This window comes from Bacillus cereus group sp. MYBK95-2, from assembly GCF_051915225.1.
Classification (GTDB): Bacteria; Bacillota; Bacilli; order Bacillales; family Bacillaceae_G; genus Bacillus_A; species Bacillus_A cereus.
Genome location: NZ_JBQAEH010000003.1, coordinates 615,871 through 629,399, shown reverse-complemented (window position 1 = coordinate 629,399; position 13,529 = coordinate 615,871). Strand labels below are relative to the sequence as shown.

Here is a 13,529-nt window from a genome sequence, read left to right as displayed (position 1 = left end):
GGAGTGAACTGTATGTTAAAAGCGAATGAAAATGACTTCTCCTATCGCTTCGGTGATAACGGGCCGAAATATTTAATACAAGGGCCAAATATTGATCTTGGCCTTGTTGTCATTCAACCGGGCCAGGAGTTTCAAAACCATTATCATACGACGTGCGAAGAGGTCTTTTATGCATTAGAAGGTGAAATAGACTTCTATGTAAATAACGAAAGAGTTCCGATTAAACAAGGTGATGTCCTGCAAGTTCGCCCTCATGAATCTCACTATCTGATTAACCATTCTGACAAACCTTTTAAAGCTGTTTTTATAAAGTCACCACATTTACCAAATAAAGATACGGTACAAACGGAAAATCCAACATTAACGAAGGAGTGATTTTGAATGACTTGGGGATTTAAAAATCGATTAAATACAATTTTACCTGATGGTAGAGCGGTTATGTTAGCAATAGATCACGGCTACTTTTTAGGGCCAATTCACGGGCTAGAACAACCACTTGAAACAGTTAAAAACTTACTTCCGTATACAGACTCCCTCTTTTTAACACGCGGTGTACTTAGTTCCTGCATTCCTGAAAACTGCAGCACACCGATGGTTATGCGTGTATCTGGTGGCGCTACTGTCGTCGGTAAAGATTTAGCGAATGAAACAATTGTTACACCTGTAAAAGAAGCAGTGAAGCAAAACGCAATTGGCGTTGGCGTTTCTGTTTTTGTCGGATCAGACTATGAAACACAAACTGTTACAAATCTCGCAAATGTAGTTTCTGAAGCTCATGATTACGGCCTACCAGTACTCGGCATTACCGCAGTCGCAAAGGAATTACAAAAACGTGAAGCTCGCTTTCTAGCACTTGCTTCCCGCGTATGTGTTGAAATGGGTGCTGATATTATTAAAACGTATTACTGCGAAGGATTCGAAAAAATAACGAGCACATGCCCTGCCCCAGTCGTCATCGCGGGCGGCCCAAAACTAGATTCAATTGAAGACGCATTAAACATTACGTACAATGCATTGCAAGAAGGAGCAATTGGAGTAGACATGGGCCGAAACATATGGCAATCCGAGCACCCAGCTGCGATGATCCAAGCAATACATGGCATTGTGAAAAATGGATTGAATGTGAAAGAGGCACTTGAACTTTATGATGATGTGAAGAATTAATGTGAAAAGACAGACTATTTATTAGTCTGTCTTTTTTACTTTACAGTGAAACTTTCATAATCCGTCTTCTAATATGATACATACTTAAATTTTATACACCTTCAAATGATTACTCTTGTTGATCGCTATTAAGCTTTGAAACTTTCTTACCTTCTCTATAATCAAGACAAGACACTTCAATTAATAAGCCATTAAATACTGTAAAATAAAAACCATAACTACTACCTCGCATCGAATAAGGTTCCTTATCTATTTCAATGCCGCCTGCTACTAAACGATTATACGCTTGATCAACTTCATTTGAAGTATCCACTAAAAAACCAATATGAAAAGCTTCAGGATACATCACTTCCTTATTCCCCTTAAATGCTTTGGGGTCGCTTAGCACCAGTATAAATCCACTCTCATCACTCATTACTAATAATGCCTTTCCCTTTTGCTCTAAAAATTGAAAATCAAAAAATGTTTCAAAGAAATGTCTCGCTTCTGATAAGTCATCAACACATAAATTTAAATGATTCAGCTTCATGTACTCATCTCCTTTTAAAAAGAAGGGATATAGACTCATTTTCATAACCCTTAAATATGTAAGGCAAGATATTCAAGCGTTCCATCTAAGACTATGCTTTATAAGTCTAATACTTTTCTCCATAGCCTAGAACGTTTTTTATGACTGCAATTATATAAACTGTTCGACGTGAAATATTAATGTACCTATATAAAATAGTCTCATTATTTATTTTCCAGATTGTGTAGAACCCACTCAACCAGGAAAATTGCTGAAGGGATGCGCTCTGTTGTATCACCTAAAAATAGCTTATTAAGTAACTCATCTAAATGAATTGGCTTATTCGGCAACGTTTGAATATACCTTAAAGCAGATCCCGCTGGCGGTACTGGCTTATTATTAATAGCCCATATCCCTTCTAACAATGTCCAAGTTGACGTATGAACTAAGTATGAAGCTTTTAACTCATCATTTGCTTTTAAAGCAGATTGAATTTTAATAAGCGAACTATGCAACCAATGAGAAATGCCCTTCATTTTGTCGCTTGAAACACGATAGTTTTCAAATTCATATGTAGCTATTTCCTTTAACTTTTTTAACTCACCGCTTTTATCAAACAAAATTTTCCCTTCTAGAAATGAGTATAGTTCCATCGGATTGTTTTTAAAGTTTACTTGAATTTGATTAAAATCTGCACCCTTATATTCAACTAAAATATCTTCTCTCATTTCAGAATGAAATTTCTTCTTTTGTCCGTCTTCTAAAAGAATATAGAAGTCTAAATCAGATTCAGGATATGCATCGCCTCTTGCAACAGATCCAATTAGCATGAATCCATTTACCTTTTCCATAGATAAGACTTCCGCTACTATTGTTTGCACTAATTTTTTATGTTGTTCATATGTAATGAATGCAAGTTTTTCTATCATTCCCATCCCCCCAGTCATAAAAAAGAGGATACATGATTGCTTCTACAACATGTATCCTCTACTTATATATTACGACTGTTGATAAGCCGATTTCGATGATTTCACATAATAAACTGCATGATCCACATTAATAATATGATCTGGCTTTGGTTTACCACGGCCCGCTCTATGTCCAGCTAAGTGTTCTTCACTTGTTTCCCAGTTTTTCCATGCTTCTTCAGATTCCCAGCGAATCATTACGACAACTTCTTCGTCGCCGCGTCTTACTTTTTTCACGAGAACACTTAAATCGATGAAGCCTTCAAATTTTTCAATAATACCTTCTCCAGTGAAACGTTCTACAACTATATTTGATGTACCTTCTTTTACTGTAAATGTTTTCGTTTCGATAAACATATATCCCACTCCCTCTTTGTTATACGAATACTAGTATTCTTCTATTATAATTGATTATGATAATTATTTTCAATTGTAAAGTTTTAATTTTTTGAATTATGCTGATTTCTTTTCTATCGCCTCATCTAAAAATTTGAAATATGGAAGTAACATCCCTATTAAAGATGTAACACATATAATTGCACCGATGATTACATATAGCGCTCTTACTCCCCACATTTCACTCAATATCCCCCCTACTAACACACCTAATGGCATAGCGGATCGTATAAAAAATAAACGCACTGAAAATACTTGTCCTATCATATTATTTGGGACGGTTTGTTGGCATATTGTCGTGTTATGAACATTGAAAAATGCAATACAAATCCCTGCTATTACTTCAATTATTATTGCAATGATAATACTATGATTGAATCCTAATGAAATGTATGTGAGTCCCCCTATAAACAATCCTCCAAGCATAAGTATACGCCGGCTTTTATATGTTACTTTTCCGACTAATACTGAGCCAATTACGTAGCCAAGTGGAAAACCTGCCATGAAATAACCGTACTCTGCATATCCCGCTGACAGCTCGTCTTTTATATAAGGAAGATTTGTGACCATCGTTACCCCTACTCCAAACTGCACGAAAGTAAGAAATATACCGAGCCAAACGATGATTGGTTTTGTAAAAAAATATGTAAAACCGTGAAAAAACTGTTCTAGCCACGTTTTCCGAATAGGTTGCGACGTTCTATTTTCTTTTATATAAAATAAGAAAGTGCCACTAACAAATAAACATATGCATACGAAAGATAATGTAAGTTCTGTTCCAATCAAATGAATGACTACTCCGCCTAATACTGGCGCAAGAAACATCATAAGGCGAGTCATTCCATCAATGTACGCATTTGCATCTTGAAGTTGTTCTTTCCCTACAATGCTCGGTGTAATTGCTTGACTTGCAGGTGTATAAAGTGGTGTAATAAGTCCCACTACAATTTGAACAACATAAATGTGCCAAACTTCTATACTACCCGAAACTAGCATCACCAAAGGTAATAAAAATACGGACGCTCGTATCCATTGTGAAAATATCATAATCCACTTCCGGCTCCATTTATCAATAAATGGGCCACTTATTAATTGCAATATGAGTGATGGGATGAAATATAATAACCACATACTACTTAAAGCCATTTCTGATCCTGTTAACTCATATACTAGAATTGAATTACATAACGTTCCGAAAGCCCCTCCTAATTCAGAGATTGCACTACCAATCCACATAAAAAAGAACGAACGATTTTTCAATACACTCTTCATTATAGCTCACCAACTTTTCTCTTAAATTCCTCCCTTTATGTACATTCTTGTTGCATATTATCTACTCAAAAACGCTTCTAATTCTTTCGCTAACGACTGCACTGCTTTCTTCCTTAATACATACTTTCCATCATGTATATCAACTAACTTCGCTGCACGTAACAATTTCAAATGATGGTGTACTGTCGATTTACCGAGTTGCAATCTTTCCGTTATTTCCTGTAATGTACGTTCTTTTTCAAACAACATTTTTACAATTCGCAATCTCGCTTCATCTCCAAGAGCCTTATGTTTTTGAACTAAAAAATAATTCGGTTCATACGGATCTTCAGGATGAATGCTTTCATTCGCAACTGGATAATGAAATACTTTCGTATCATCAATATCTGCTTCAATATTCCACGGTCTGTACGTCATTTGCGGAATAAGAATTACGTGATGAACACTTGGCTCTGGCATATAGTTCACGCCACCAGTCGCCCACTCGACAAACTCTTCCGGCTTCATCTTTTTATTCATTTCATTTTTTGCTTCATAATCTCGTTTTAATATAGAAAGTATTTCTTCTTCCTCACTCTTAATTACACTCCCATACCAACCTGTCATTACAGCGATTAAATGAGATTTCAGCACTTGTACATCTACATCACATATAAAGCGAATGTACGTAGAGAAAAACTGATGATCATGTGTTAATTCCTTTAGTTCATGTATTGCAGTTCCATCTCTACTTGCGGCTAAACGTCTTTTTTTCTCATATTTCTCCCCTAAAAACGGTAAACATATATACTTCAAATCTTCTTCTGAAAGTGAATCGATTTTAACATGAAACTGTGATACATCCTGTATGTCTTCTTCATACAACAACTGAAGCAATGCTTTCCACGTATTATTTTCTTCGACAAATTGTAAGTGCTCTCTCATTTCTTCTGTTAATGATTTCTTAATTTCTTCCCATTCATTTTGACTCTTTTCAAGTGTATCAATTAACCTCTTATGAGTAATTGCTGCAATGCCAAGCGCACATTCGAAAAGTATCGAATATTTCACTTGAACGTTATACGTTTCCCTCTTTCTACTCGTTATGTGATAGACCTCCATTTTTATCCCCTCCTTGTTTGCTATATATCAAATTCTATTTTTATCGAATTTAACCTTCTATATTTTTAGAATTATTTTGCGACTTCAAAAAAACTCTAATCCATGAGCAAATAGAGAAAAGTTTATACTCTTTTTCATTCTGACTCAATTAAAGCCTTGATTATTAAGTATCATATTAAAAAGAAGTTTTTTAATGGCTCTGTTATAAGTTGTCTTTCACCCTCTTGTGCAACTATAGAAAAGGTTTATTGAAGAGAAAAGAGAATTGGTTTTATTAAGAAAAATGAACAGGAGGCTATACGAATGGGAAGAAAAGAAATGTTGCAAAATGGAGTCCAACAAGTTTTTTACGAAGAAGAATGGTACCCACCAATATCAGAAGCGTTAAAGAATCTTACGGTTGAACAAGCATGTTGGCAACCAGAAGGTGCTGCCAGTAATACGATTTGGGAAAATGTGAACCATTTATTAATCTTTAAAGAACGCCTACTTTCCCGCTTACATGAAGACGACACATTTGTTGCTCCACAAAATAATGATGAGACGTTTATCCAAGGTGGACCTAATGATGATGCCGCTTGGCAGCAAACCGTAAAGCGAACACTTCAAGTACATGATGCCTTACAATCTTCATTAACCGCCCTTCAAGAAGCAGAACTAGATCAACTAAGTCCTTCTCTACCAGTTTGGCAACAATATATGAATATCCTTTTGCATGATGCTTATCATACAGGACAAATTATACAGCTTCGGAAACTTCAAGGTTCATGGCCAACTCACCGTTCTTATTTATAAAGTGAAATTTTAATCAGCTCTTACCAATCGGGATTTTGCGGGCAGCCCATCCCCACCTCACTTCTTTGCTTTCCTTGAATTTTGAGGTAAAAATCTTACTGTCCGTTAATCCGGAATAAACGATGTTTAAAATCGCATACGTTTAATATCCAACAAAACAATTGAAAACAGCTAATTGTTCGATAATTACTGCGATTTCTCAAAATAAAGCAAATTAAAATACATTGATTCCTAACATAACTTACATGCTTCATAACTTCTAATCATAATCCAAATTTGGAAGAATAGATGCTTTTTTATATACAAATAATAACTCTCAAGGAGTTGTTGACATGTATTTCATATTGAATATGTTAGGGATTTTCGTTGTCATATTAATCATTTTCTTATGTTCGCCTAATAAAAAACATATAAAATGGAGACCAATTGTAATTCTCATCCTATTGGAGCTTTTTATTACGTGGTTTATGTTAGGCACAAAGCTCGGCAGTATTATCATTAATAAAATTGCGTCATTTTTCAGTTGGCTACTAGCATGTGCGAATGAAGGTATTCGATTTGCATTTCCTTCAGCTATGGAAAGTCAGCACATTGATTTCTTCTTTAGTGCGTTACTTCCTATCATTTTTGTTATTACTTTTTTCGATATTCTTTCTTATTTCGGAATCTTAACTTGGATTATTGATAAAGTAGGTGCAGTTATTTCAAAGATTTCTCGTTTACCAAAGTTAGAAAGTTTCTTTTCGATTCAAATGATGTTTTTAGGAAACACCGAAGCACTTGCGGTTGTTCGTGATCAATTATCTGTTTTAAAAGAAAATCGATTATTAACTTTTGGAATTATGAGTATGAGTAGCGTTAGCGGATCCATTCTTGGTGCTTATTTATCAATGGTTCCAGCAACATATATTTTCAGCGCAATCCCATTAAACTGTATTAACGCATTAATTTTAGCCAATGTATTAAATCCTGTGGAAGTTTCGAAAGAAGAAGACGTTGTTTACACACCTTCAAAACATGAAAAAAAGGATTTCTTTTCTACTATTTCAAACAGTATGTTAGTTGGGATGAATATGGTTATCGTTATTTTAGCTATGGTAATTGGTTATGTAGCTTTAACAGCATGTTTAAATGGGATTTTAGGATTTTTTGTAACGGGGTTAACAATTCAAAAAATCTTCTCCATTATCTTTAGTCCTTTTGCATTTTTACTCGGTTTATCAGGCAGTGATACTATGTATGTAGCTGAATTAATGGGGATTAAAATAACGACGAATGAATTTGTTGCAATGATGGATTTAAAATCAAACTTAAAGTCGCTACAACCGCATACGGTTGCGGTTGCAACGACATTTCTAGCTTCTTTTGCTAACTTTAGTACAGTAGGTATGATTTACGGAACTTACAATTCATTATTTGGAGGAGAAAAATCATCAGTCATCGGTAAAAATGTTTGGAAGCTTCTTGTTAGCGGGATGGCTGTTTCTTTATTAAGTGCTATGCTCGTTGGGCTATTTGTATGGTAATTAATTTTAATAATAAAAGACACCCAAGCCAATTGAGTGTCTTTTATTATTATTTTCGAATTTGTCCATTTCCACGAATCACATATTTTGTAGAAGTTAATGCTGGAAGCCCCATTGGTCCTCTTACGTGTAACTTTTGTGTACTGATACCAATTTCCGCTCCGAATCCAAATTCGGATCCATCTGTAAAACGAGTCGATGCATTATGATAAAGTGCCGCGGCATCTACAGAAGTAAAAAACTTGCTGACGTTTTCCTCGTTTTCAGTAATAATTGCTTCAGAATGCATAGATCCATACGTATTTATATGATGAATCGCTTCTTCAACAGTGGAAACCATTTTCACTGCTAGTGTGAGAGATAAAAACTCAGTTTCCCAGTCTTCTTCTGTCGCAAGTAAGATAGAAGAATCAATCGCCACTGCTTTATTATCACCACGTAGCTCCACTCCTCTTTCCTTCAAGGAAGAAAACAACTCGCTACCATATTGCTCTGCCCAATTCTCATGAAGTACAATCGTCTCAATTGCATTACATACAGATGGGCGCTGTGTTTTTGCATTTATAATAATATTAAACGCCATTTGTTTATCTGCTGTTTCATCAATGAATATATGACAATTTCCCGCACCTGTTTCAAGTACTGGAACAGACGCTTCTCTCACAACAGTATCGATTAATTGTTTGCCACCTCTTGGTATAAGAACATCCAAGTACTCGTTCAATGTAAACAACTGTTTTGCACTATCTCTCGTTGTATCTTCTATGAGCTGTACACTTTCTGAAGGCAAGCTAGTTTGCTTAAGCGCCCGGTGAATAACGCTAACGATGGCTTTGTTAGAATGGATAGCAGAAGAACTACCACGTAGTATTACTGCGTTTCCTGTTTTTAAACAAATTGTAGCAGCATCAACAGTTACATTCGGTCTTGCCTCATAAATCATCCCGACAACACCAAGTGGTACGCGCATCTCCTGAATAGATAGTCCATTTGGCCTTTCCCATGCACTTACACATTCTCCTACAGGATCACGTAATTCAATTAGCTGCTTAATCCCCTCTGTCATATCAATAATACGATTTTCAGTTAGCAGAAGACGATCAAGGAGTGAATCAGAAAATCCTTTTGCCTTACCTTCTTCAATATCCCTCTTGTTTTCTTCTAAAATATAAGCTGTTTCTAATATTAACTGATCAGCTATTGCGGAAAGTGCTTCGTTTTTTTGCTCTGTAGATTTAAGCACAAGCTCTCTAGCAACCTCTTTTGCTTTTATCCCCTTTGCCAACACTTCATTCATTTTTATTTCCTCCTTTTTAAAGTGAAACCCAATGATCCCTATGGATGACTTCATAACTATGTCTCTCGCCTCTTACTTGAATATCTTGGCTTTGCATACCTTTTACATCTATTAGTTCCTCTGCACTATATGTGCATTGTCCTTTTCCTATTACGCGCCCTTGTTGCGTTACAACCTCTACAACTTCACCCACTTGGAAAAATCCTGATACATTCGTAACACCAGCTGGAAGTAAACTCTTACCATGCTGAATGATGGCAGTAGCTGCCCCAGCATCTACTTCAATTTGTCCGCTAACAAGCGAATGTAAGGCAATCCATTGCTTGTTCATCTTCATTTCTTTTTGAGGAGCATTACCAACATACGTTCCATCACCCTTACCCTTCAAAACATCTACAAACTTTTCCTGTCCACGTCCTGTTCCGATAAATACACTCACACCAAGAGAGAGCGCTGTCTTTGCAGCGTCGATTTTTGATTTCATACCGCCAGTCCCAAGTTTTGAGCCAGCATCTCCTGCAAGAGAAGAAATTTCTTCCGTAACTTCAGGAAGAAAATAATATTTTTTTGCATCCGCATTTTTCTGAGGATTTTTGTCATATAACCCGTTCACATCCGTAAAGATCATAAGCATATCCGCCGAAACAAGCCCGCTTACTAAAGCTGACAGCATATCATTATCACCGAACGTCAGCTCCTCTAAAGAGATGGAATCATTTTCATTAATAATTGGAAGAGCGGAGCGGTTTAATAATTCTCCTAACGTAGCGTAAGCATTACTATATTGTTCTTTTCTAGAAAAATCACTCCTCGTCAGCAAAAGTTGCGCAGTAACGATGCCATATTTACGGAATTCCTCCGTGTACGCCTGCATTAACAAACTTTGTCCGACAGCTGCTGCAGCCTGTTTCCCTTTAATCGTTACAGGTCTGCTAGGATATCCTAGCGCTGAAAAACCTGCAGCGACGGCTCCAGATGTAATTAACACAACCTCGTGCCCATCTTCTTTCAACCGAGCCAATGCGGCAACGTGATCTGAAAGCTGTTCTGTAGAGATGCCTCCGTGACTATCTGCCAAGGAACTACTCCCAATCTTTACAACAACTCGTTGTTTTTTCACTTTTTTATCCCCCAAGTCTAAAATCAAAGTTTTTTATAAATTACACTTCATTCACTTTGTAACTATATCTATTCTCATCAATGCTGCAATGAGGTATTTAAGAGCAAAATAAAAATGACCGCTTCGCCCTTAATAAAATAAAAAGGACGAAACGGTCATTGTTCCGCGGTACCACCTTAATTGATATACATAGATATCCACTTGGTGCCTATAACGCAGGCGAACGCCTAAACTTTCATTTAAGACTCAGGGATAGGTTCGATATATTCTATACGAGGAATCTTTCAGCCGGTGAATTCCACTCTCTTTCGCAAGAAGACATATGTACTAATTCCCTTCAACGATTTTCAATCTAATTTTTTTATATTATGCGATATAGTTCGATTCGGTGTCAAGAGGTATTTTTAAAAATAAATAGAGCCGCAAGTTATTTGTATGAAATTATCGCCCTACTGAATGAAAATACAAAATGATATAAGTTTAACTCATATTCATAAACATAAAACCTTACATTATAGTGTATATATTTACATAATGTCGAATATAATTAATTTTTATCTTTTAGTGTTGCAAAAAGGAATATATTCTCTTAGAATGTTTCTTTATATTGCACAGGGATGTTATTCTTATTCTAAGAAAATAATATCAAACCGATATAATTGATTATAAAAGGAGCAAGATTGAGTTATTATGGATAAACAAATTGGATTCATCGGTTGCGGAAATATGGGAATGGCTATGATTGGCGGAATGATAAACAAAAATATAGTGTCTTCAAATCAAATTATTTGTTCAGATTTAAACACTGCTAATTTAAAAAATGCTAGTAAAAAATATGGACTAACTACAACTACCGACAACAATGAAGTAGCGAAAAATGCTGATATTTTAATTTTATCAATCAAACCAGACCTATACGCGTCAATAATTAATGAAATAAAAGAAGTAATCAAAAACGATGCTATCATCGTAACGATCGCTGCTGGGAAAAGTATTGAAAGTACTGAAAATGCCTTTAATAAAAAAGTAAAGGTTGTAAGAGTAATGCCTAATACTCCTGCTCTTGTTGGAGAGGGAATGTCTGCATTATGCCCTAATGAAATGGTGACAGAAAAAGATTTAGAAGATGTACTAAACATTTTCAATAGTTTTGGTCAAACAGAGATCGTAAGTGAAAAATTAATGGATGTTGTAACATCTGTAAGTGGTTCTTCACCAGCTTATGTATATATGATTATAGAAGCGATGGCAGATGCTGCTGTACTAGATGGTATGCCAAGAAATCAAGCATATAAATTCGCTGCTCAAGCTGTGTTAGGCTCTGCAAAAATGGTACTAGAAACAGGAATACATCCAGGTGAATTGAAAGATATGGTTTGTTCTCCTGGCGGAACGACAATAGAAGCTGTAGCAACATTAGAGGAAAAAGGACTGAGAACAGCGATTATTTCAGCTATGCAGCGTTGTACGCAAAAATCTGTTGAACTATCTGGTCAAACTAAAAAGTAAAACTGTAAAAGAGATCGCGTTAGCTATGAATTCATATGAATTTAATTAGAAATTCACTACATGATAAACGGCCAAACTCATATATACTTGAGTTTGGCCGTTTCAGTTTTAATTATATTAAAATAATTTCATTCAAATCTTCTTTACAGATTCTGTTTTATCCCTTACCTATTCCCTACTATGATTGTGTAATTTTATTAGAAACTAATAATTTTTCAATGCATTTCGGTAACATATCTAATAGCGTTTCAAATGCGTAGTTTACATCTAGACGTTCTGTCCATTGATGTGCATCTTTTCCTACCGGCCCCATATTTAATACTGGAACATCAAACTCTTCTAATTCCTGAAGCGGAATTGAATAACCTTTATCCCATAATGGCATATTGTCTACAAGCGAACTCATTGAATCCAGTGGATACTGCAAGCCTACATAACTTAAATCTGAAATCCCCCCAAAATAATTTTGGTTTTCAAATGTAATTTTATGATTGTAGTGTGCATACTTTTCCATTTCTACAACTACCTCTTTTATTAAAGGATTGTTACGTGAACTCACAGCTGGATAGTACGGCGGAGCGAAGAAAAGTACAATCATCGGTGCCTTTTCTTTACATAAAATCGCTAATTTATCTACTAAATCAATCGTTACCGCACGATCATCTTTATCTCCTCTATTTTTTATAATATTAGATTGAATATGATTTATTTTTTCTCGTCCATGTTGCTCAATTGCATATGTGATAAGCTCTTCATAAGTTAATACATTTACTTTGAGATTAGGTGGTATAAATGGATTATATTTAGAAAAACGATATGCATGTTTTTCATACGACTCTTCTATTTTCTCTGCTACTTTCGTTACTTTTTGACGTAACAATGAAACTACATCTGTTATTGATTTTTCTAATAAAAACAAATTAAATAATGTAACTGCACGATGCGGAATTTGTACAGAATAATCCTCTTTTAAGTCCCTTTGAAGTAAGTTAGTTGGCGGAGGACTCGCTTCCCCTTCTACAATATCACAAAGGTCTGTGTTTAACTCTAATTCTGCTGTTATTAATGAAGCCATATAACTCCCATTTAACCCTGCAAAAGGTTCACCTACATGTGTCTCTTTTCCGTAGCAAAGAAAACCAGGTAACACTTTACCAATAGAGCCAGTGTAAATATACTTATTTTGGTCACCAGGATGTCTTGAAAACATAGGCTCTGAGTTTAGTACCGTTTTATACTCTAAATCATGTTCTCTTGCTAACTCTAGTAATCTTGGAACAGCAGCTCTCATCCCTACAGAGTTTACTTCTTCATCTGGTACAGCCAATAAAAGAACATTCCCATCAAATCTTTCTTCGCAAGCTTGCTCAATCATTGCCATTTGTAATGCGAGGCCGCATTTCATATCCATTGTTCCTCTACCAAACAGCCATTCTCCATGTTCTATATCTTCACGTACATGGTCTGGAAGTTCATCTTTATGAGAATAAAACATAGATGTTAACTTTTTAGGATTAAATGCATCTTCTTTCCACATTCCGTAATCTTGTACATCTACAACATCAAAGTGACTTACTAGAATTACAGTATTTTTTGTACTATCGCTTTTCTTTACTAGTGCTGTAACAAAATATCGTCCGTCCCCTGTCGGATTTTTTTGCAAATGGTGCGGGTTTTGTTTGAAATACTGTAAGTCAGATAATTGTTCCACAACAAAGTCTGGCAATATTACTTCAGCTTCTGAACCGGTAATACTAGGAATTTCAACAAGACTGCTTAATAATTGAACCAATTGTTCTTTTGATTGCCACTTTGACATATAAATCCCCCTATTTTCCGCATTATGAAAACTAATTCCAGTATATGAATAAAA

The 13,529-nt window shown here is 35.6% G+C and carries 13 protein-coding genes and 1 other annotated feature; of the genes, 5 read left to right on the top strand and 8 right to left on the bottom strand.

The window, feature by feature from the left end:
* Positions 1 to 12 precede the first annotated feature (12 nt).
* Together ACTFN4_RS14550 and lsrF are read left to right on the top strand one after the other, a co-directional pair.
* A complete protein-coding gene (locus ACTFN4_RS14550; RefSeq protein ID WP_000909986.1) occupies positions 13 to 375 on the top strand; it encodes a cupin domain-containing protein in 363 nt (120 codons plus the stop codon).
* Between the two features lie 6 nt (positions 376 to 381).
* The gene (gene lsrF, locus ACTFN4_RS14545) at positions 382 to 1,164 is read left to right on the top strand and encodes a 3-hydroxy-5-phosphonooxypentane-2,4-dione thiolase (protein WP_000219782.1); all 783 of its coding nucleotides are present in this window, start codon (positions 382 to 384) and stop codon (positions 1,162 to 1,164) included.
* A gap of 109 nt (positions 1,165 to 1,273) precedes the next feature.
* Here the strand turns inward: lsrF and ACTFN4_RS14540 are convergent, their stop codons facing one another.
* From ACTFN4_RS14540 to ACTFN4_RS14520, 5 genes are all read right to left on the bottom strand, one after another.
* Complete coding sequence (locus tag ACTFN4_RS14540; protein ID WP_000773073.1) at positions 1,274 to 1,693, bottom strand: VOC family protein; 420 nt, start codon at positions 1,691 to 1,693, stop codon at positions 1,274 to 1,276.
* A gap of 203 nt (positions 1,694 to 1,896) precedes the next feature.
* Positions 1,897 to 2,601, bottom strand: coding sequence for a nucleotidyltransferase family protein (locus tag ACTFN4_RS14535; protein ID WP_000570640.1), 705 nt, complete (start codon positions 2,599 to 2,601; stop codon positions 1,897 to 1,899).
* Positions 2,602 to 2,670: 69 nt separating this feature from the next.
* Positions 2,671 to 2,997: a heme-degrading monooxygenase HmoA gene (hmoA, locus tag ACTFN4_RS14530; RefSeq protein ID WP_000469498.1), complete on the bottom strand. Its 327-nt coding sequence runs from the start codon at positions 2,995 to 2,997 to the stop codon at positions 2,671 to 2,673.
* Between the two features lie 96 nt (positions 2,998 to 3,093).
* Positions 3,094 to 4,308 carry an MFS transporter gene (locus ACTFN4_RS14525; RefSeq protein WP_065224541.1) on the bottom strand — a complete coding sequence of 405 codons (1,215 nt, stop codon included), beginning with the start codon at positions 4,306 to 4,308 and terminating at the stop codon, positions 3,094 to 3,096.
* 57 nt (positions 4,309 to 4,365) lie between these two features.
* Positions 4,366 to 5,409 (bottom strand): ArsR/SmtB family transcription factor, encoded by a 1,044-nt coding sequence (locus ACTFN4_RS14520; RefSeq protein WP_088322489.1) that lies wholly within the window; start codon positions 5,407 to 5,409, stop codon positions 4,366 to 4,368.
* 303 nt (positions 5,410 to 5,712) lie between these two features.
* Here ACTFN4_RS14520 and ACTFN4_RS14515 point away from each other — a divergent pair, with 303 nt between their 5' ends.
* Together ACTFN4_RS14515 and ACTFN4_RS14510 are read left to right on the top strand one after the other, a co-directional pair.
* On the top strand, positions 5,713 to 6,204 hold the full coding sequence (locus ACTFN4_RS14515) for a DinB family protein (protein WP_000532733.1): 492 nt from the start codon (positions 5,713 to 5,715) through the stop codon (positions 6,202 to 6,204).
* A 332-nt stretch (positions 6,205 to 6,536) separates the two neighbouring features.
* Positions 6,537 to 7,730, top strand: coding sequence for a NupC/NupG family nucleoside CNT transporter (locus ACTFN4_RS14510; protein ID WP_439962484.1), 1,194 nt, complete (start codon positions 6,537 to 6,539; stop codon positions 7,728 to 7,730).
* A 49-nt stretch (positions 7,731 to 7,779) separates the two neighbouring features.
* Here ACTFN4_RS14510 and ACTFN4_RS14505 read toward each other — a convergent pair whose 3' ends face one another.
* Both ACTFN4_RS14505 and proB read right to left on the bottom strand, forming a co-directional pair.
* Positions 7,780 to 9,027 carry a glutamate-5-semialdehyde dehydrogenase gene (locus tag ACTFN4_RS14505; RefSeq protein WP_400154794.1) on the bottom strand — a complete coding sequence of 416 codons (1,248 nt, stop codon included), beginning with the start codon at positions 9,025 to 9,027 and terminating at the stop codon, positions 7,780 to 7,782.
* 16 nt (positions 9,028 to 9,043) lie between these two features.
* Positions 9,044 to 10,147 (bottom strand): glutamate 5-kinase, encoded by a 1,104-nt coding sequence (gene proB / locus ACTFN4_RS14500; protein WP_000744803.1) that lies wholly within the window; start codon positions 10,145 to 10,147, stop codon positions 9,044 to 9,046.
* Between the two features lie 139 nt (positions 10,148 to 10,286).
* Positions 10,287 to 10,497: a binding site (T-box leader), on the bottom strand.
* A gap of 340 nt (positions 10,498 to 10,837) precedes the next feature.
* On the opposite strand from proB, the gene proC reads away from it, so the two are divergent.
* Positions 10,838 to 11,656: a pyrroline-5-carboxylate reductase gene (gene proC / locus ACTFN4_RS14495; RefSeq protein ID WP_439962483.1), complete on the top strand. Its 819-nt coding sequence runs from the start codon at positions 10,838 to 10,840 to the stop codon at positions 11,654 to 11,656.
* Between the two features lie 178 nt (positions 11,657 to 11,834).
* Here the strand turns inward: proC and ACTFN4_RS14490 are convergent, their stop codons facing one another.
* Positions 11,835 to 13,475, bottom strand: a complete 1,641-nt coding sequence (locus tag ACTFN4_RS14490) for a M20/M25/M40 family metallo-hydrolase (protein WP_439962482.1) — start codon at positions 13,473 to 13,475, stop codon at positions 11,835 to 11,837.
* Positions 13,476 to 13,529: the final 54 nt, after the last annotated feature.